Source organism: Kitasatospora sp. NPDC057936, from assembly GCF_042887525.1.
Lineage (GTDB): Bacteria > Actinomycetota > Actinomycetes > Streptomycetales > Streptomycetaceae > Kitasatospora.
On record NZ_JBHVPD010000040.1, the window covers coordinates 58,237 to 77,233 of the forward strand.

General features: G+C 73.1%; 15 protein-coding genes. All 15 read left to right on the forward strand.

All coding sequences use genetic code 11. The annotated features are described in order from the left end of the window. Positions 1-2: 2 nt before the first annotated feature. The 15 genes from ACFVU9_RS21675 to ACFVU9_RS21745 all read left to right on the forward strand — a co-directional run bounded on the left by ACFVU9_RS21675 (position 3) and on the right by ACFVU9_RS21745 (position 18,974). On the forward strand, positions 3-821 hold the full coding sequence (locus tag ACFVU9_RS21675; protein WP_380439662.1) for an ABC transporter ATP-binding protein: 819 nt from the start codon (positions 3-5) through the stop codon (positions 819-821). Continuing rightward, complete coding sequence (locus tag ACFVU9_RS21680; protein WP_380439660.1) at positions 818-2,029, forward strand: ABC transporter permease; 1,212 nt, start codon at positions 818-820, stop codon at positions 2,027-2,029. The genes ACFVU9_RS21675 and ACFVU9_RS21680 overlap by 4 nt, the downstream gene beginning before the upstream one ends. Positions 2,030-2,038: 9 nt before the next feature. Further along, positions 2,039-2,674 carry a DUF5666 domain-containing protein gene (locus ACFVU9_RS21685; RefSeq protein WP_387595505.1) on the forward strand — a complete coding sequence of 212 codons (636 nt, stop codon included), beginning with the start codon at positions 2,039-2,041 and terminating at the stop codon, positions 2,672-2,674. A gap of 270 nt (positions 2,675-2,944) precedes the next feature. Next, the gene (locus ACFVU9_RS21690; RefSeq protein WP_380439656.1) at positions 2,945-3,715 is read left to right on the forward strand and encodes a hypothetical protein; all 771 of its coding nucleotides are present in this window, start codon (positions 2,945-2,947) and stop codon (positions 3,713-3,715) included. 425 nt (positions 3,716-4,140) lie between these two features. Then, positions 4,141-4,968, forward strand: a complete 828-nt coding sequence (locus ACFVU9_RS21695) for a response regulator transcription factor (protein ID WP_380439654.1) — start codon at positions 4,141-4,143, stop codon at positions 4,966-4,968. Between the two features lie 16 nt (positions 4,969-4,984). Beyond that, the gene (locus ACFVU9_RS21700) at positions 4,985-6,517 is read left to right on the forward strand and encodes a sensor histidine kinase (protein WP_380497481.1); all 1,533 of its coding nucleotides are present in this window, start codon (positions 4,985-4,987) and stop codon (positions 6,515-6,517) included. A gap of 66 nt (positions 6,518-6,583) precedes the next feature. Continuing rightward, positions 6,584-6,856 (forward strand): hypothetical protein, encoded by a 273-nt coding sequence (locus ACFVU9_RS21705; protein WP_380439650.1) that lies wholly within the window; start codon positions 6,584-6,586, stop codon positions 6,854-6,856. Then, positions 6,849-8,210: an oxygenase MpaB family protein gene (locus ACFVU9_RS21710; protein WP_387595511.1), complete on the forward strand. Its 1,362-nt coding sequence runs from the start codon at positions 6,849-6,851 to the stop codon at positions 8,208-8,210. The genes ACFVU9_RS21705 and ACFVU9_RS21710 overlap by 8 nt, the downstream gene beginning before the upstream one ends. Positions 8,211-8,566: 356 nt before the next feature. Next, the gene (locus ACFVU9_RS21715) at positions 8,567-10,129 is read left to right on the forward strand and encodes a cytochrome ubiquinol oxidase subunit I (protein ID WP_380439646.1); all 1,563 of its coding nucleotides are present in this window, start codon (positions 8,567-8,569) and stop codon (positions 10,127-10,129) included. Between the two features lie 19 nt (positions 10,130-10,148). Further along, positions 10,149-11,150: a cytochrome d ubiquinol oxidase subunit II gene (gene cydB, locus ACFVU9_RS21720; protein WP_387595514.1), complete on the forward strand. Its 1,002-nt coding sequence runs from the start codon at positions 10,149-10,151 to the stop codon at positions 11,148-11,150. Between the two features lies 1 nt (position 11,151). Next, positions 11,152-14,646 carry a thiol reductant ABC exporter subunit CydD gene (cydD, locus tag ACFVU9_RS21725; protein ID WP_387595517.1) on the forward strand — a complete coding sequence of 1,165 codons (3,495 nt, stop codon included), beginning with the start codon at positions 11,152-11,154 and terminating at the stop codon, positions 14,644-14,646. 54 nt (positions 14,647-14,700) lie between these two features. Then, positions 14,701-16,509 (forward strand): GAF domain-containing protein, encoded by a 1,809-nt coding sequence (locus ACFVU9_RS21730; protein WP_380439639.1) that lies wholly within the window; start codon positions 14,701-14,703, stop codon positions 16,507-16,509. Positions 16,510-16,700: 191 nt separating this feature from the next. Next, on the forward strand, positions 16,701-17,207 hold the full coding sequence (locus tag ACFVU9_RS21735; RefSeq protein WP_387595520.1) for a hypothetical protein: 507 nt from the start codon (positions 16,701-16,703) through the stop codon (positions 17,205-17,207). Then, complete coding sequence (locus ACFVU9_RS21740; protein ID WP_380439635.1) at positions 17,197-17,601, forward strand: hypothetical protein; 405 nt, start codon at positions 17,197-17,199, stop codon at positions 17,599-17,601. The genes ACFVU9_RS21735 and ACFVU9_RS21740 overlap by 11 nt, the downstream gene beginning before the upstream one ends. Before the next feature lie 320 nt (positions 17,602-17,921). Then, positions 17,922-18,974, forward strand: coding sequence for a PstS family phosphate ABC transporter substrate-binding protein (locus tag ACFVU9_RS21745; protein ID WP_380439633.1), 1,053 nt, complete (start codon positions 17,922-17,924; stop codon positions 18,972-18,974). Positions 18,975-18,997: the final 23 nt, after the last annotated feature.

Genomic DNA, 18,997 nt, shown 5'->3' on the forward strand with positions numbered 1-18,997 from the left:
GCATGCGTCACGTCATCGACAAGCGGGTGCCCGCGGGCCCCCCGCCACCCGTCATCCGGATCCGCCGGCTCACCAAGGCCTACGGCCACGGCGACGCCACCGTGCACGCGCTGCGCGGCCCGGCCGACCCGGCCACCGGCACGCCGCTCGGCGTCGCGCTGGACATCGACCAGGGCGACTACGTCGCGGTCATGGGCAGTTCCGGCTCCGGCAAGTCGACCCTCATGAACATCCTCGGCTGCCTCGACGTCCCCACCGCCGGCAGCTACCAGCTGGACGGCATCGACGTCGGGCACCTCGACGAGGGGCAGCTCTCGCTCGTCCGCAACCGCAAGATCGGCTTCATCTTCCAGTCGTTCAACCTGGTGCCGCGCACCACCGCCCTCGCCCAGGTCGAGCTGCCGCTCGCCTACGCGGGCGTGCGCGCCGCCGAACGGCGCCGCCGGGCGATGGCCGCGCTGTCGCTGGTCGGGCTCGCCGAGCGGGCCGGCCACCGGCCCAACGAGCTCTCCGGCGGCCAGCAGCAGCGCGTCGCCGTGGCCCGGGCACTGGTCACCGCACCCGCGATGCTGCTCGCCGACGAACCGACCGGCAACCTGGACAGCCGTGCCACCGAGGACGTGCTGGCCATCATCGACCGGCTCAACGCCACCGGCCGCACCGTCGTCCTGATCACCCACGAGGACGAGGTCGCCCGGCACGCCAAGCGGGTGCTGCGGCTCGTCGACGGCCAGATCGTCAGCGACGTCCGGCAGGCCCGCGTGGACGGTCCGCCGCCGCTGTTCGACGGCCCTCCGCTCGTCGTGGGGGTGCCGGCGTGATCCTCTGGCAGATGCTCCGCTTCGCGGTCGGCGGCCTCGCCGCCAACAAGGTGCGCTCGGCGCTCACCATGCTCGGCGTGCTGATCGGCGTCGCCTCGGTGATCCTGCTGCTGGCCGTCGGCAACGGCTCGTCGGTCGCGGTCAAGGACTCGATCACCTCGCTCGGCACCAACTCCCTCACCGTCAGCTCCGGTTCGGCGAACGGCGGCTCGCGCGCCACCTCGTCGGTCAAGAAGCTGACCGTCGCCGACGCCAAGGCGCTCGCGACGGAGGCGGACCCGGCCGCGGTCAAGTCCGTCGCGCCCGTCGTCACCACCAGCGCCACCGCGCTGTACGGGAACGTCTCGTACAGCCCCGGCTCGGTCGTCGGCACCTACCCGGCGTACTTCGAGACCTCCAACCAGAAGGTCGCGCACGGCGAGTACTTCACCGACGACGACGTCCTCGGCTCGCGCAAGGTCGCGGTGCTCGGCGCCACCACCGCCAAGCAGCTCTTCGACACCGAGGACCCGGTCGGCAAGAAGATCACCGTCGGCGGCACGCCCTTCACGGTGGTCGGTGTGCTCCAGGCCAAGGGCGGCAGCGGCTTCACCGACCCGGACGACGTCCTGATCGCGCCGCTGCCCACCGTGCAGAACGCCTTCACCGGCTTCGGCCCGGTCAACCAGATCCTCGTCCAGGCCGCCTCGGCGGACAGCACGACGGCGGCCCAGTCCGAGATCACCCGGGTGCTGCTCGCCGCCCACGCGATCACCGACCCGGCCAAGGCCGACTTCCGGATCACCAACCAGGCCTCGCTGCTCACCGCCCGCGAGAGCACGACCAAGACGTTCACCGTGCTGCTCGGCGCGGTGGCCGCGATCTCGCTGCTGGTCGGCGGGATCGGGATCACCAACATCATGCTGGTGACGGTGACCGAGCGGACCAGGGAGATCGGCATCCGCAAGGCGCTCGGCGCCCCCCGCGCGGTGATCCTCGGGCAGTTCCTCACCGAGTCCACGCTGCTGTCGGTGATCGGCGCCGGGCTGGGGGTCGCGGCCGGGATCGCCGGCTCGCACTTCAGCATCGTCGGCATCAAGCCGGTGGTGATCCCCGAGTCGGTGCTCGGCGCGTTCGGCATCGCCGTCGCCATCGGGCTCTTCTTCGGCAGCTACCCCGCCAACCGGGCCGCCTCGCTGCGGCCGATCGACGCCCTCCGGCACGAGTAGGACACGACCATGACCGAGATCAACGACCCGGCCGAACAGGTCGCCCTCCTCGCCACCCCGCCGGACGCCCGGGACGTCGCCGGCGAGCTCGCGGCGCCGCCGCGCCGGCCGCTGCCCTGGCTCTCGCTGCTCCTCGCGGGCGGCGTGATCGCCACGGCCGCGTTCGCGGGCGGGGTCTGGTACCAGCAGAACAACGGGACGACCTCCTCCGCGCCCCGGGCCTCGGCCGCCGGCGCCTCGCAGCGTGCCGCGGCGGGCGGGCAGGGCGGGCAGGGCGGCTACGGCGGCCAGGGCGGCACCGGCTCCCGCAGGGGCGGTGGCCAGGGCGGCCAGGGGCAGGGCGGACAGCCCGGCTTCACGCGCGGCACGGTGAAGGCGGTGGACGGCACGACCGTCTACCTGACCGACGCCAACGGCAACACCGTCAAGGTCACCACCGGCGACGCGACGAAGGTCCAGCTCAACAAGGACGGCAAGGTCGCGGACCTGCAGCCCGGCCAGAGCGTGACCGTCGTCGGCACCCCCGACGCCAACGGTGGCTACACCGCCAGCCAGCTCGTCGAAGGCGCTGCGGGCGCGGGCGGCGGCTTCGGCGGCGGCGGTTTCGGCGGCGGTGGCGGCAACCGCACCCCGTCCGGCGGCTGACCCCGCCCGCCGCGAGGCCCTCGCCCGTCATCGGGCGGGGGCCTTCGCGCGTTCCACCCCGGCTCGCGGCCGTCCGGCGGTTTCATCCTGAGCGTCGCGACGACGCCGAGCGCGACGGTGAGAACGTCACCCGGATGCGGCCGTCGAGCGTGGTTCTCGGTCCGACGAGAGCGAGGCCATCCTCCGCGCCACCCCCCAGAAGCTCGCCGACCTCCTCCAGCGCGCCAAGGCCGACGAGCTCACCCCCTGGCGAATCGCTCCTGCGGCCCCTTGCTCCCGATCCGCGGGACGCTCGACGGCGAGTCGGTCGCCGTCAACGCCGCTCTGCTGTGCCACCTCGCCGGCGCGGCTCACGTCACCACGATCGACCGCACCGAGCGCCTCGTGTCGACAGCCCGCACTCGGCTGGCCGAGGCCGGTTTCAGACCGAGCGTCCTGCGGACGGACGGGCAGGACGGGTGTCCGGACCGAGTGCCGTTCGACCGGATCATCGCCACGTGTTCCGTCCGCCGCATCCCCCGGGCCTGGCTCGACCAGTGCGCGCCTGGCGGCCTCATCGTCGCCCCGATCGCCGACGCGTTGGGCGGCGGCGCCGGGGCCCGCCTGACCAAGCTGCCGGACGGCCGAGCCGTGGGCCGCTTCCTCCACCAGCCCGCCGCCTTCATGCCCCTGCGCTCCGCCGACGAGCCCGGCCCGCCGGCTCCCGAGCCGGGGGCCGGGGGGCGGACTACTGCGACCGGCTCCCGTGTCCTGGACGACCACAGGTTCTCGTTCTGGGCGGGTCTCCACCTCGGCCCCACGGTCGTCCGGTGCGGCAGCACCCTCCACGACCCGGCGGACGGCTCGGTCGCCTACGTGCAGGACGACACCGTCCTCGTCAGCGGTCCCCGTGACCTCTGGCAGCTGATCGAGGCCGCGCACAGGTCCTGGCTCGACCACAACCGCCCCCGCCGCGAGTGGTTCACCGTCGAGGCGGGGCCGGAGGGACTGCTCGTCGGCTACACCGCTCCGGACGGCTCTTCGACGCGATGGAGCAGCTGAGTCCTCTCGGATCAGAGCGCAGGAAGTCGGCCCAGCCGACTTCCTGCGCTGCGGTCCTTCCTCTGCGTCGCCTCGCGCACGCCTGCGCGAATGACGCTTCCCCGCAATGAGGGGCTGTCCTGCCTTCGTCGGTGACAGCGCACGACCGGCACCCTGGGAGTGGACGATGGAGGCCCGCCTGAACCCCTTTGCCGGCCCGGTCATGGGGACGGTCTTCACGTACCTCGCCGCGGCAGTTCGAGCTGATCGCGGAGTCGACCCTGCCGCGTGCGACGCAGGAGCCACCTCTCCGGCCGGCGGCGTTTGCGTACTCGCCGGTACGCACACCACCCAGCCCTTCGTCGTAGGCCTGTCGGCCAAAAACCGACCGATAAGGTGTTAATCCAACATTCATCCATGCCGCATAGCCTCCGGGGGCTAGCCTCATGCTGAACGCCATCGTCCGACCGGGAGGCGAAACCCCCGTGCAAGGCACTGTGACCACGCCAGGCGGCTCCGCCGTGGCCGGCGGGCCGGGTGAGGCCTTCCTCCTCGTCGTCGACGACGAGCCCAACATCCGCGAACTGCTCTCCGCCTCCCTGCGGTTCTCCGGTTTCCGGGTCGCCTCCGCCGCGACCGGCACCGAGGCCCTGCGGCTGATCGCCCACGAGCGCCCCGACCTCGTCGTCCTCGACGTCATGCTCCCCGACCTCGACGGCTTCACCGTCGTCGAGAAGCTGCGCGAGCAGACCAGCCGCGGCCAGATCGCCGGGCCCGCCCACGGCCACCCCGGCGACCACCTCCCGGTGCTCTTCCTCACCGCCAAGGACGGCGTCGGCGACAAGGTCCAGGGCCTCGCCGCGGGCGCCGACGACTACGTCACCAAGCCGTTCAGCCTCGAAGAGCTGATCGCCCGGATCCGCGCCATCCTGCGCCGGGCCGGCGGCCCCGCCGAGGACGGCCGGCTGATCGTCGCCGACCTCAGCCTCGACCCCGTCGCCCACGAGGTCACCCGCGGCGGCATCCCGGTCTCGCTCTCCCCGACCGAGTTCAAGCTGCTGCACTACCTGATGGCCAACGTCGGCCGGGTCGTCTCCAAGGCCCAGATCCTCGACCACGTGTGGGCCTACGACTTCGGCGGCGACCTCTCCATCGTCGAGTCCTACATCTCCTACCTGCGCCGCAAGCTCGACTCCGGCCCCGCCCACGGCCCCAAGCTGATCCACACCGTGCGCGGCATCGGCTACGCCCTGCGCCGGCCCCCGCAGGGCTGACCGGACCCGCCCGACCGTGCCGATCCGTCCCGTGCTGCCCCGCTTCACCTCCCGGCTCTCGCTGCGTGCCCGGCTGCTCGTGCTCGTGCTCGCCCTCGTCACCACCGGTCTCGTGGTCAGCGACACCATCGTGCTCGGCACCGTCCGGGTGCAGCTGGTCGAGCAGCTCGACCAGCAGCTCCAGCGCTTCGGGCTGCCGATGTCCCACCGGTCGCCGGGCAAGCTCAGCCCGCCCGACGCCGGGGGGCGGCTGCCCGTCAACGGGCGGCGCGGGCAGGGCCTGCCCAGCCAGTACTTGGTGCAGTACCTCACCTCCGACGGCAAGGTGCAGGGCGTCATGCGCCAGCCCGTCTCCGACAGCGACCCGGCGCCCCAGCTGGCCGGCCTCGACCCGGCCGCCACCGCCCCCGACGTGCCCTTCGACCTGCCCGACCAGCGCGGTCACCGCAGCTGGCGGGTGCTCGTCCTGCCGCTCCAGCCGGCCAAGACGCCCGGCGCCGGGACGGTCGCCAGCCCCTACGCGTCGCCGCTCGTCACCCCGACCTACCTGATGGTGGCCGTCTCCCGCGAGGACATCGACGCGACCATCGGCAAGCTCCGCACCTCCTTCCTCGCCATCGGCGGCGCCGTGTTCGTCATCATCGCCGCCCTCGGCTTCTTCGCCGTCCGCACCGGGCTGCGCCCGTTGCGGCGCATCGAGGCCGGCGCGGCCCGGATCGCGGCCGGCGAGCTCTCCCACCGCATGCCCGGGCCCTCCCGCCGCACCGAGGTCGGGCGGCTGTCCATCGCGCTCAACGGGATGCTCACCCAGATCGAGGCCGCGTTCGCCGCGCGCGCCGAATCCGAGGCCCGCATGCGGCGGTTCATCGCCGACGCCTCGCACGAACTGCGCACCCCGCTGGCCGGCATCCGCGGCTTCACCGAGCTGTACCGGATGGGCGCGCTGCCCACCGAGGAGGACGTGCGGCGCACCATGACCCGGATCGAGAGCGAGGCCGTGCGCATGGGCGCCCTCGTCGAGGACCTCCTGGTGCTCGCCCGGCTCGACGAGGAACGCCCGCTCGACCTCGCCCCGATGGACCTGCGCACCCTCGCCGCCGACGCCCTGCACGACCTCACCGCCCTCGACCCGACCCGCCCGGTCGCCCTCACCGGCCCGGCCGGGACGGGCGCCCCCGGCGCGGCCCCCGTCCTCGGCGACGAGGCGCGGCTACGCCAGGTCGTCACCAACCTGGTCGGCAACGCCGTCAAGCACACGCCGCCCGGCACCCCCGTCCGGATAGGCGTCGGCGGCGGCCCGGGCGGGGTCTGCCTCCTGGAGGTCGCCGACGCCGGCCCGGGCCTGACCGAGGACCAGGCCCTCCAGGTCTTCGAGCGCTTCTACCGCGTCGACGCCTCCCGCAGCCGCCACGACGGCGGCGGCGCCGGCCTCGGCCTCGCCATCGCCACCGCCCTCACCCACGCCCACGGCGGCACCCTGACCCTCGAAACCTCCCCGGGCGCCGGCGCCACCTTCCGCGTCGAACTCCCGACGACCACGGCCTCCTGACCCCGATCGGGTGAATACGACCCGATCACCCGATCGGCGGGCAGGATCCGTGCCACGGTTCGGACCATGAACCCCGAGGCCGAGGAAAGCGTGATGAGCCCCGAAGAACGGCTCTGGGACGTCTGGAAACGCTTCAGAGTCCCGGAGCACGTCAGGGCCGAGATCATCGACGATGACGACCACGGCGGCGCGGTGACGATCCTCACCGACCCGGATGTCGAACGCCGGGCCTACAACCGTTCCGCGCGGGTCCCGTACGGCAAGGAAGCCGTGATCGAGGAGGGCCCGGCCAAGGGGTTCGTCATCGGGCCGGAGATCACCGGGGAGCGGCGTGGCTGAGGCGGGGGTGTCGTTCCGGCGGGACTTGGCCGAGTGGCGGGTGGGGCTGGTCGCGTGGCGGCTGCTGGTGTTGCAGGCGGCGCATCCGGTGGTCGGGGCGGGGATGGACGAGCACTCGACGTACCACGCGCATCCGTGGCGGCGGGTGGAGCACACGCTGGGGAGCGGGCGGCGGCTGTTCTACCAGGACGCCGACGCGCTCCGGCGCGAGGTCGCGCGGCTGGAGCGGGCGCACAAGCGGATCCGCGGGACGGACGCGGACGGGCGTGCGTACGACGCGAAGGACGCGGCGACCAGGGCGTGGGTGCTGCTGACGCTCTTCGAATCGGTCGTCACCATGCGGGAGTTGGGCGGCGATCCGTACGACCGTGGCGAACTCGACCAGGCGTATCGCGAGTTCGTCGACGTCGTTGCCGCCTTCGGGCTTCCGGCGGGTGAACTCCCGCAGTCGGCAGCCGACTTGCCCGACTACTTCGTCGAAGTCGCCAGAGAACGGCTGGAGTTCACCGAGCCGGCGCGCTACCTCCTGTTCGACATCCTGCGCGAGGCGCCCCGGCCGCGCCGGCTCCGGTTCCTCGGGGACGCGGGCTGGCGTGCCGTGCGGGCGGTGGTGGCCCGGGTGGTGACGGCGCTGACGATCGCCGACCTGCCGCCCGTCGTCCGGGAGCGCTTCGGCCTGGTCCGCACCCGCCGTGCCGCCCTGCTGTCCCGGCTGCTGCACCACGGCGCCGGGGGCGTCCTGCGCCGGCTGCCGGACCGCCTGCGCTACCGCTCGCCGGAGCAGCGCCCGCCGTCCCGCCGGCGCCCGACGCGGCGGGACACCCGTCGGCCCCGGCTGGACCGGTTCTTCCGCGAGGTGCTCGACCAGACCGGCGACGGCCGGCTCACGGTGCACGACCTGCGGGCGATGGCCCACAACGTGTGCTGGCAGCTGGAGCTCGACGACGCCGGCGAGGCCGCCGTCCACACGGCCTTCGAGGGCTGGTGGGAGCAGCTGCGCGAGAGCATGGACGCCGACGGCGACGGTGAGGTGAGCCGGGAGGAGTTCGTCGCCGCCACCATCGCCGGCTGCGACCGCGACCCGGCCTACCTGGAGGCCGGCCTGCTGCCCGCGCTGCGCGCCGTCTTCACCGCCGCCGACACCGACGGAAACGGTCACCTGGACGCCGACGAGTACCGCGCCGTCTTCGGCGGCCCGCGCGTCCACCCGGCCGAACTCTCCCACGGCTTCCGCCAGCTGGACACCGACGGGGACGGCCGGATCACCCTCGACGAGTTCCTGCGCGGCTTCACCGCCTTCTTCACGGCCCGCGCCCCCTCCACCCCCGGCACCTGGCTGCTCGGCCGTCCGTAGCGTCGGGAGGTAGGGCGCCCCGGAGTTCCGGGGCGCCCTTTCACGCTGTCCGCCCCGGAGCCGGTGGGGCGGCCGTGTCAAGTGCCGGGGCGTCCAAGACGATCACCGGATCCGCCCGGGCGTTCGTTGTCGCTGCCGCGCGGGGCTCCGCAGACTGTGCGCACCGCCTTGCAGGCCTTCGCCCTGGTCAAACCCAACCCCGCGTGAGGACCCCCCGTAAGGATGATGGATACTGGCCCTTGTGAACGTGTTCACGTTCACAAGCGGACAAGCTTGCGTGGTTAGGCAGCGGTCTACGGCTAAAGAAGAAGTTTGTCCGAAATGTGCCCGAAAGGGCAGGTTGGAGAGAGGGCGACGTGGAACTGGCAATCGCTCACGAAACCATCGCCAGATGGCAATTCGGCATCACCACCGTCTACCACTTCCTCTTCGTCCCGCTCACCATCAGCCTGGCCGCCGTCGTGGCCGGACTGGAGACCGCCTGGGTGCGGACGAACAAGGAGAAGTACTTCCACGCCACGAAGTTCTGGGGGAAGCTCTTCCTGATCAACATCGCGATGGGCGTGGTCACCGGCATCGTGCAGGAGTTCCAGTTCGGGATGAACTGGTCGGACTACTCCCGGTTCGTGGGCGACGTCTTCGGGGCCCCGCTCGCGATGGAGGCGCTGATCGCCTTCTTCTTCGAGTCCACGTTCATCGGCCTGTGGATCTTCGGCTGGGACAAGCTGCCGAAGAAGATCCACTGCGCGTGCATGTGGATGGTCGCCCTCGGCACCGTGCTCTCCGCCTACTTCATCCTCGCCGCCAACTCCTGGATGCAGCACCCGGTCGGCTACGCGATCGACCCGGTCACCGGCAAGGCGCAGCTCACCGACATCACCGAGGTGCTGTTCCAGAACACCACCCTCACCGTCGTCGCGCACACCCTGACCGCCGCCTTCCTCACCGGCGCGGCCTTCATGGTCGGCATCGCCTCCTTCCACCTCTGGAAGGCCAAGCGGCTGTTTGAGAAGAGTGGAGGGGCGGAGACCGCCGACCCCAAGAAGACCGCCGTGATGCGCACGTCGCTGCGGCTCGGCCTGGTGCTGGCCGTCGTCTTCGGCCTGGGCACCGCGATCAGCGGCGACTCGCTGGGCAAGGTGATGTTCGAGCAGCAGCCGATGAAGATGGCCGCCGCCGAGGCGCTGTGGGACACCCAGTCGCCGGCGCCGTTCTCGGTCTTCGCGATCGGTGACGTCAGCAAGGGCCACAACTCGGTCGAGCTGGAGATCCCGGGGATACTCTCCTTCCTCGCGCACAGCGACTTCAGCTCCTCCGTCCCCGGCATCAACGACACCGCGGCCGCCGAGGCCGCCAAGTACGGCGGCGATCCGAAGGACTACATCCCGAGCATCTTCATGACCTTCTGGGGCTTCCGCCTCATGATCGGCTTCGGGATGACCTCCTTCGCGGCCGGTCTGGTCGGACTCTGGACCACCCGGCGCAAGCTCTTCCTGCACCCCGAGTTCCGCACCGGCGACACCGAGGTGCCGCGGCTGATGCTCACCCCGAAGCGCGAACTGGGCCCGCTGCTGACCAAGTGGAGCTGGCGGATCGGCATCCTGACCATGGGCTTCCCGCTGATCGCCAACAGCTTCGGCTGGATCTTCACCGAGATGGGCCGCCAGCCCTGGGCCGTGTTCGGCCTGATGACCACGGCCAGTGCGGTCTCCCCCAACGTGGGCGTCGGCACCCAGATCGGGGCCCTGGTCACCTTCACCACGCTGTACGCGATCCTCGCCGTCATCGAGGTCCGGCTGCTGGTCAAGTACGCCAAGGCCGGTCCGGTGGTGTCCGAGCAGCCGCCGACCGTGGACCCGTCCCTGCGCGGACCGTCCGCGGACGAGGACGCCGACAAGCCGCTCGCGTTCGCCTACTGAGCACCACAGGGGATCTGACATGCAACTCCACGACGTCTGGTTCGTCCTGATCGCCGTCCTGTGGATCGGCTACTTCTTCCTGGAGGGCTTCGACTTCGGGATCGGCGTGCTCACCAAGCCGCTGGCCAGGACCACCGCCGAGCGGCGGGTGCTGATCAACACGATCGGCCCGGTGTGGGACGGCAACGAGGTCTGGCTGCTGACCGCCGGCGGCGCGACCTTCGCGGCCTTCCCCGACTGGTACGCGACGCTGTTCAGCGGCTTCTACCTCCCGCTGCTGGCCATCCTGGTCTGCCTGATCGTGCGCGGCGTGGCCTTCGAGTACCGGGCCAAGCGCGACGGCGAGCGCTGGCAGCGGAACTGGGAGGAGGCCATCTTCTGGACCTCGCTGATCCCGGCCTTCCTGTGGGGCGTGGCCTTCGCCAACATCGTGCGCGGCGTGGACATCGACGCGCAGAAGAACTACGTCGGCACCCTCTGGGACCTCCTCAACCCGTACGCGCTGCTCGGCGGCCTGGTGACGCTCGGCCTCTTCACCTTCCACGGCGCGGTGTTCGCCGCGCTGAAGACGGTCGGCGAGATCCGGCTGCGGGCGCGCCGGGCCGCGCTCCTGGCCGGGACGGTGACGGCGGTGCTGGCGCTCGCCTTCCTTTCCTGGACCCAGGCGGACAGCGGCAACGGCCGGAGCCTGGTGGCCCTGGTGGTCGCCGTGGCGGCCCTGGCCGGCGCCCTGGTCGCCAACCAACGCGGCCGCGAGGGCTGGGCGTTCATCCTCTCGGGGGCGACGATCGTGGCGGCGGTGGCGATGCTGTTCCTGGCGCTCTTCCCGAACGTCATGCCGTCGACGCTGCACCCCGAGTGGAGCCTGACCGTCACCAACGCCGCGTCCTCGCCGTACACGCTGAAGCTGATGACGATCGTCGCGGCCGTGTTCACCCCGCTCGTGCTGCTCTACCAGGGCTGGACGTACTGGGTGTTCCGCAAGCGCATCGGCGTCCAGCACATCCCGGCCGGGCACTGACATGAAGCCGGTCGACCCGCGACTGCTCGGGCACGCCCGCACCACCCGGGCCTTCCTCGCCGGATCCGTGCTCCTCGGCGCGGCGGGCGCCGTCCTGGTGGTCGCGCAGGCGAGCCTGCTCGCCGAGATCGTCGTGCGCGGCTTCCGGCACGGGGCGACGCCCGGCGAGCTCACCACCCCGCTGGTGCTGCTCGCGCTGACCGCCGTCGGGCGGGGGCTGGTCGGCTGGCTCACCGAGCTCACCGCGCACCGGTCCGTCGCCCGGGTGAAGTCCACCCTGCGGCGCCGGCTGCTCGACCACGCCACCGCGCTCGGCCCGGCCTACCTGGCGGGCCGGCGCACCGGCGAGCTCACCACCCTCGCGACCCGCGGCGTCGACGCCCTCGACGACTACTTCGCGCGCTACCTCCCGCAGTTGGCGCTCGCGGTGGCCGTGCCGGCGATCGTGCTGCTGCGGATCGCGGGGGCCGACCTCACCTCGGCCGCGATCATCGCCGGGACGCTGCCGCTGATCCCGCTGTTCATGGTGCTGATCGGGATGGCCACCCAGTCCCGGATGGACCGGCAGTGGCAGACCCTGGCCCGGCTCTCGCACCACTTCCTCGACGTGGTGGCCGGCCTGCCCACCCTCAAGGTGTTCAACCGGGCGCGGGCGCAGGCCGCCACGATCGCCCGCATCACCGCCGACTACCGCCGGGCGACCCTGCGCACCCTGCGGATCGCGTTCATCTCCTCGTTCGCGCTGGAACTGCTCTCCACGCTGTCGGTCGCGCTGGTCGCGGTGTCCATCGGGTTCCGGCTGGTGGACGGCACGCTCGACCTGGAGACCGGGCTGCTGGTCCTCATCCTCGCCCCCGAGGTGTACTTCCCGATCCGCCAGGTCGGCGCGCTCTACCACTCCAGTGTGGAGGGGCTGACGGCGGCGGACGAGATCTTCGAGGTGCTGGAGACGCCGCTGCCCGCCGCCGGGGTCGTCCCGGCCCCCGCGCTCGCCGGCGCGACGGTGACGGCGGACGGCCTGGTCGTGCGGCACCCCGGGCGGACGGAGCCCGCGCTGGACGGCGCCGGGCTGACGCTGCGTCAGGGCGCCACCGTCGCCCTGACCGGACCGAGCGGGGCCGGCAAGTCCACCCTGGTGTCCGTCCTGCTCGGCCTGACCGCGCCGGACGCCGGCACCGTCCGGATCACCGCCGCCGACGGCCGCGCGTACGACCTGGCCGAGCTCGACCCGGCCACCTGGCAGCGGCAGATCGCCTGGGTGCCGCAGCACCCGCACCTGTTCGCCGGGACGGTCGCCGAGAACCTGCGCCTGCACCGGCCGCAGGCGAGCGACGACGAGCTGTGGACGGCGCTGCGCTCCGCCCACGCGCTGGACTTCGTGACGGACCTGGACGCCGTCCTCGGCGAGGACGGCGCCGGGCTCTCCGCCGGGCAGCGGCAGCGGATCGCGCTCGCCCGCGTGCTGCTCGCCGACGACCGCCCGCTGGTGCTGCTCGACGAGCCGACCGCCAACCTGGACGGCGCCTCCGAGGCGGCCGTCGTGGAGGCCGTCCGGGCGCTCGCCGAGGACCCGGCGCGCACGGTCCTGGTGGTCGCCCACCGGCCGGCGCTGCTGGCCGTCGCGGACGAGCGGGTGCGGCTGGCGGGCGCCGCCGCTCCGGCCGCCGCCGCGGTCGAGCTCCTGCCCCACAGCGGACGCCCGGTGGCCGCGACCGCCGTCGAGGACGAGACCCCGGCCGGCACCGCCGCGCCCCGGCTCGCGCTGTCGATCCTGCTCGGCGCGCTCGCCCTCGGCTGCGCCGTCGCCCTCATGGCCACGTCGGGCTACCTCATCTCGTACGCCTCCGAGATGCCGCCGGTGCTCTACCTGATGATGGCCGTCACCTCCGTCCGCGCGTTCGGCATCGGCCGCAGCGTCTTCCGGTACGCCGAACGGCTCGTCTCGCACGACGCCGTGCTGCGCACCCTCGGCACGCTGCGCGCCGCCGTCTACCGGCGGCTCACCGCACTCGCCCCGGCCGCACTGCCCGCGTTCCGGCGCGGCGACCTGCTCTCCCGGCTGGTCGCCGACGTCGACGCGATCCAGGACCACTACCTGCGCTGGCGGCTGCCGGCCGCCGTCGCCGGCGTCGTGTCGCTCGCCGCGGCCGTCGCGATGGGCGCCTTCCTGCCCGCCGCCGGTGTCGTCCTCGGCGTCGGGCTGCTGCTCGCGGGCGCCGTGGTGCCCGCGCTGGCCGCCCGCTGGTCGGCCGGTGCCGAGCGGCGGCAGGCCCCGGCGCGGGGACGGCTCACCACCGCCGTCGTCGACGCCTTCTCCGGCACCGCCGAACTCACCGTCGCCGGTGCGCTGCCCGGCCGGCTCGCCGCCGTCCGCAGCGCCGACGCGGCGCTGACCGGGCTGGCCGCCCGCTCGGCCGCCACCACCGCGCTCGGCACCGGGCTGATCATGCTGCTCGCCGGGCTGACGGTGACCGCCGCCGCGGCCGTCGGCCTGCGCGGTGTGCACACCGGGGCGCTGGCGCCGGTCTGCCTGGCCGTCGTCGTGCTCACCCCGCTCGCCGCGTTCGAGGCCGTCACCGGGATGCCGCTCGCCGTCCAGGCCCGCCAGCGCAGCCGCGCCGCGCGGGCCCGGCTGGACGAAGTGCTGGACGCGGAGCCCGCGGTCACCGAGCCGGTCGAGGCGGCGGCGCTGCCCGCGCAGCCGCTGCCGATCGCCGTGCGCGGCCTGGCGGTCCGCTACCCCGGACGGGCCGAGGACGCCCTGTCCGGGGTGGACCTCGATCTCGCGCCCGGGCGCCGGATCGCCGTCGTCGGCCCGTCCGGCTCCGGCAAGACCACGCTCGCCCAGGCGCTGCTGCGCTTCCTGGAGCCGGCTGCGGGCGGCGTCACCTTCGCCGCCGGCCGTCCACAGGCTGTGGACAGCCGTGCGCTCCCGGGCGACGACGTCCGCCGGGTGATCGGCCTCTGCGCGCAGGACGCCCACGTCTTCGACAGCTCGCTCCGGGAGAACCTGCGCCTCGCCCGGCCGGGCGCCGACGAGGACGAACTGCGCGCCGCCCTGGCCGGCGCCCGGCTGCTCGACTGGACGGACGGCCTGCCGGACGGCCTCGACACCATGGTCGGCGAGCACGGCGCCCGCCTCTCCGGCGGCCAGCGCCGGCGCCTCGCGCTCGCCCGGGCCCTGCTCGCCGACTTCCCGGTGCTCGTCCTCGACGAGCCCGCCGAACACCTCGACCTGCCCACCGCCGACGCGCTCACCGCCGACCTGCTCGCCGCCACCGCCGGCCGCACCACCGTCCTGATCACCCACCGGCTGGCCGGGCTGGACGACGACACCGTGGACGAGGTGCTGGTGCTGGACGGCGGCCGGGTGGCCGAGCGGGGCCGCTGGTCGGAGCTGCTCGCGGACGGCGACGGGCGGCTGCACGCGATGTGGCGGCGGGAGCGGGAGGCGGACGGCCTGCTGGAGGCGGACGGCCCGCTGGTGGCCCGGTAGCCGCTCCGTCGCGCCGTCCTTCGGATGAAAACCGTACAAACTAGGCTCATCTTCATGGACCCCACGCCAGACCTCCCCGCCGCCGCCCCGGAGCCCACCCCCCACCGGGTGCCCGAGATCGCCTCGCTCGGCCTGGACACCCTGGTCACCGAGGTCGCGGAACGCCTCCAGTCGGCCGCCGCCGTCACCGACCGGATGCAGCGGCTGCTGGAGGCCGTCGTCTCCATCGGCGCCGGACTCGACCTGCACGCCACCCTGCACCGCATCGCCACCGGCGCCGCCGAACTCGTCGACGCCCGGTACGCGGCCCTCGGCGTGATCGCCCCCGGCGGGCACGGCCTGGCCGACTTCATCCACGTCGGCATCGACGACGCGACCGCCGCCGAGATCGGCGAACTGCCCGCCGGGCGCGGCATCCTCGGCGCGCTCATCGACCGCCCCGAACCGCTGCGCCTGGCCGACCTCGGCAGCGACCCGCGCTCCTCCGGGTTCCCGCCGCACCACCCGCAGATGAAGACCTTCCTCGGCGAGCCGATCCGGGTCCGCGACGAGGTGTTCGGCAACCTCTACCTGACGGAGAAGAAGGGCGGCGGCGCCTTCACCCCCGAGGACGAGCAGGTGGTGAACGCGCTCGCCGCCGCGGCCGGCGTCGCCATCGAGAACTCCCGCCTGTACGAGGAGGGCCGGCGCCGCGAGCGCTGGATCGCCGGCGCCGCCGCCGTCACCACGGCGCTGCTCTCCACCGACGAGGCCGAGGTCGCGCTGACCGTCGCCGCCGAGCAGGTGCGGGAGCTGGCGGACGCCTCGCTCGGCATGATCCTGCTGCCGACCGCCGCCGACGGCGAGGACGTCTCCCAGATGCGCGTCGCCCACGCGTCCGGCGAGGCGGCCGAGTTCGTCCGCGGCGAGCTGCTGCCCAAGGACAGCTTCGCCACCCGGCTGCTCGCCGGCGAGAGCGTGTACCTCGACGACATGTCGAGCGACCCGACCGTGGTCATCCGGCTCGCCCGCAGCTTCGGCCCGTCCATGGCCGTCCCGATGGTCGCCGCCGGCCGGGTCCTCGGCGGGCTCTGCGTCTGGCGTGCGCGCGGCGCGCTGCCCTTCACCGACAGCGAGAAGCAGCTCGCCGAGACCTTCGCCTCGCAGGCCGCGCTCGCCCTGCGGCTCGCCGAGGGCCAGCGCGACCAGCAGCGCCTCGCCGTCTTCCAGGACCGCGACCGGATCGCCCGCGACCTGCACGACCTCGTGATCCAGCGGCTGTTCGCCACCGGGATGATCCTGGAGAGCGCCGCCCGCCGCTCCGTCGTGCCCGAGGTGAAGGTCGGCATCGGCAAGGCCGTCGACGAACTCGACGCCACCATCCAGGAGGTCCGCACCACCATCTACGCGCTCCAGCACGACAACCACGGCGACGTCCCCGACACCCTGCGCACCCGGGTCCTGCGCGAGGCCAGCCAGGCCGCGGCGGCGCTCGGCTTCAAGCCCGCGGTGAGCTTCGTCGGGCCGGTGGAGAGCCTCGTCGGCGACAAGACCGGGCGTCAACTGCTGGCCGCACTGCGGGAGATGCTCTCCAACACGGCCCGCCACGCCCGGGCCTCCCGGGTCGGCGTGGAGATCGACGCCACCGTCCACCTCGACGACGCCGGGCACCCGGTCGGCGGCGACCCGGAGTCGCTCGACCGCGGCGGCCGGCCCGGCGTGCTGCTCACCGTCACCGACGACGGCGTCGGCATCCCCGCGGGCGGCCGGCGCAGCGGCCTGCTCAACCTCACCCGCCGCGCCGAGGCCCTCGGTGGCGACGCGTGGCACGAGGGCGGCCCGTACGGGAAGGGCACGAGGGTCTGCTGGACGTCCCGGCTCTGAGCGTCGAAGCGGGCCCGGAACACGAACGGTTCGGGGACGACGGGGGGAGGCCCGGTGGTGGATTGGTGAAAGCTGAACAAGGGAGAACTTCCCGACCAACGGCGTAAGTTGTCGGCGTCCGCCCCTTCCGGCGTGTCCGTGTGCACACATAGCTTTGCTCCGTCTCGGAGGGGAACCGGACGGGGGGAGCAGTGGACGCGTCGGGCCGTGGTCACGCCGCAGCAGGACCAGCGAGCCGAGGGGGGTTCCGCACCGAGCGGGCGCCGGACGGGCGCTACCGCTGGCAGCTCAAGGCGCCGAACGGGCGGGTGGTCGCCATCACCCCGGCCGCGTTCGAGACGGTCGGCGAGGCCGAGCGCGGCTTCGACGGGCTGCGCGCCGGCGCCGCCGAACTCACCGCGCGCATCACCCACGTCCGGGACGGCATCGGATGGATCTGGGTCGTCCCCGGCTCCCGCAGCCTCCCCGAGGTGCGCTCCAGCCGGGCCTACGAGCGGTACGCCACCTGCCAGAACGCGTTCCGCCGCTTCGTCGTGCTGCTCGCCAAGCAGCCGGCGCGTGAGTTGTCGGCGCGCGAGTTCTCGGCGCGCGAGTTGCCCGGGCGTGAGCCGCCCACAGGGGAACTGCCTGGGCGTGAACTGCCTGGGCGTGAACTGCCGGGGCGGACCGCGTCACTGAGACGCACCGATGGCCGCTGAGCGGCGCGGTCCCCGGCTGCTCGTCGTGCCGGCGGCCGACCGCTGCGTCGGCTGGGCGCTGCGCGCGGCCAACGGGCGGCCGCTCGGCGTGGGCGTCCGGACGTACCGCAACGAGGACGAACTCGCCGACGCCGTAAGAGAACTGCTGATCGAGAGAGCGGTGCTGCGGTGCTCGGTCGGACAGTCCGAGGGGCGCCAGTGGGTCTGGGCCGCCTACCTGCCGGTGCGCACCACCCGGCCGGGGGCGGCCGATTCCGTTCCGGTGGCGCGCAGCGCGCGCGGGTACCTGCGGCGCGACCAGTGCCAGGCGGGGATCGACGGGTTCCTGGCCGGACTCCACCGGCTGGGGCAGGAGGTGCGGCGGTCGGGGCCGGACGGCATCTGGTCGCTGTAGCGCGCCGTCCGTCCGTGCTGTTCCGGTGAAGCGCAGGTATCCGGCAACCCCCCGAGCCGCCACCTGGAGAAGAACGTCCAGGCCCGCTGAGCTGCTTGTTTCCGCACTGTTGCGGACCGGCTGACCAGTCGCTAAACCTCGCCGAACCGACGAATCGACATTCTGGGGCCGGTCTCGACCACCCTTCCGGCGCAACCGCCCCGGCGGACAGGATCTGCACTGCCGGACGGGCCGCAGCGGAGGCGGCCACCGGCCCCGAACTCCCCCCGGGAGTACGGGATTCACGCGATGGACGTCTCTCCCACCGGAGGAAGAGGAACATGCGTAAGACCGCTGCCAAGCTGCTCACCGCCGCCGCCCTGGCGACCTCGGTCGCCACCGTCTTCAGCGGCACCGCGGTGGCCGACCCGGCCGCCGGTGTCACCCCGGCCGCCCAGGACATCGTGGGTGCCGGCTCGGACACCACCCAGGCCGTGCTGAACCAGCTCTCCACCGCCTACAACGCGACGCTGACGGACCCGAACGCGCCGCGGCTGTACAGCTGGGACGCGATCGGCTCCTCGCCGATCACCCCCAAGACCGGTGCCGGCACGATCACCCGCCCGAACGGCTCCGGCGCCGGCATCAACGCGCTGAACGCCAACACCAGCACGACCCTCGACTTCGCCCGCTCCTCGCGCGGCCCGGTCAGCGGCTCGACCGGCGACCCGGCCACCGACGACTTCGTCGCGATGGCCAAGGACGCGGTGGCCTGGGCGGCCCCGAACAACGGCCACGCCCCGGCGAACCTGACCACGCAGAACCTCAAGGACATCTACACCTGCAACGTCACCAACTGGACCCAGATCGACCCCACGCTGACCAACGCGACCATCAAGCCGTTCCTGCCGCAGAAGGACTCCGGCACCCGGGCCTTCTTCCTGAAGGCGATCGGCAGCGGCACCTCGGTCACCCCGGGCAGCTGCGTCATCCAGGGCACCCAGGAGAACCAGGGCAGCGACCCGGCCCTCGCCGACCTCGACGCCGTGGTCCCCTACTCCGTGGCCCACTACATCGGCCAGGTCTACTTCAACCAGGGCAGCGGCGCCGACGTCCAGGGCCCGCTGACCATCCGTTCGGTCGACGGCACCGCGCCGGTCGACGTCCCGAACCAGAAGATCAGCGACGCCTTCGCCGCCTCCTCCTACGCGCGCGTGGTCTACAACGTCATCCGTGACGCCGAGTGGACCGGCTCGGACGCGCACGCCACCGCGCTGCAGAACATCTTCGGCAACGGCGGCTTCATCTGCAGCAGCGCCGGTGCGACCGTCCTGCAGAGCTACGGCTTCCTGCCGCTGCAGGGCTTCGACTGCGGCAGCTCCATCCACTCCTGACCAACCCCGCACCATCCGGCGGC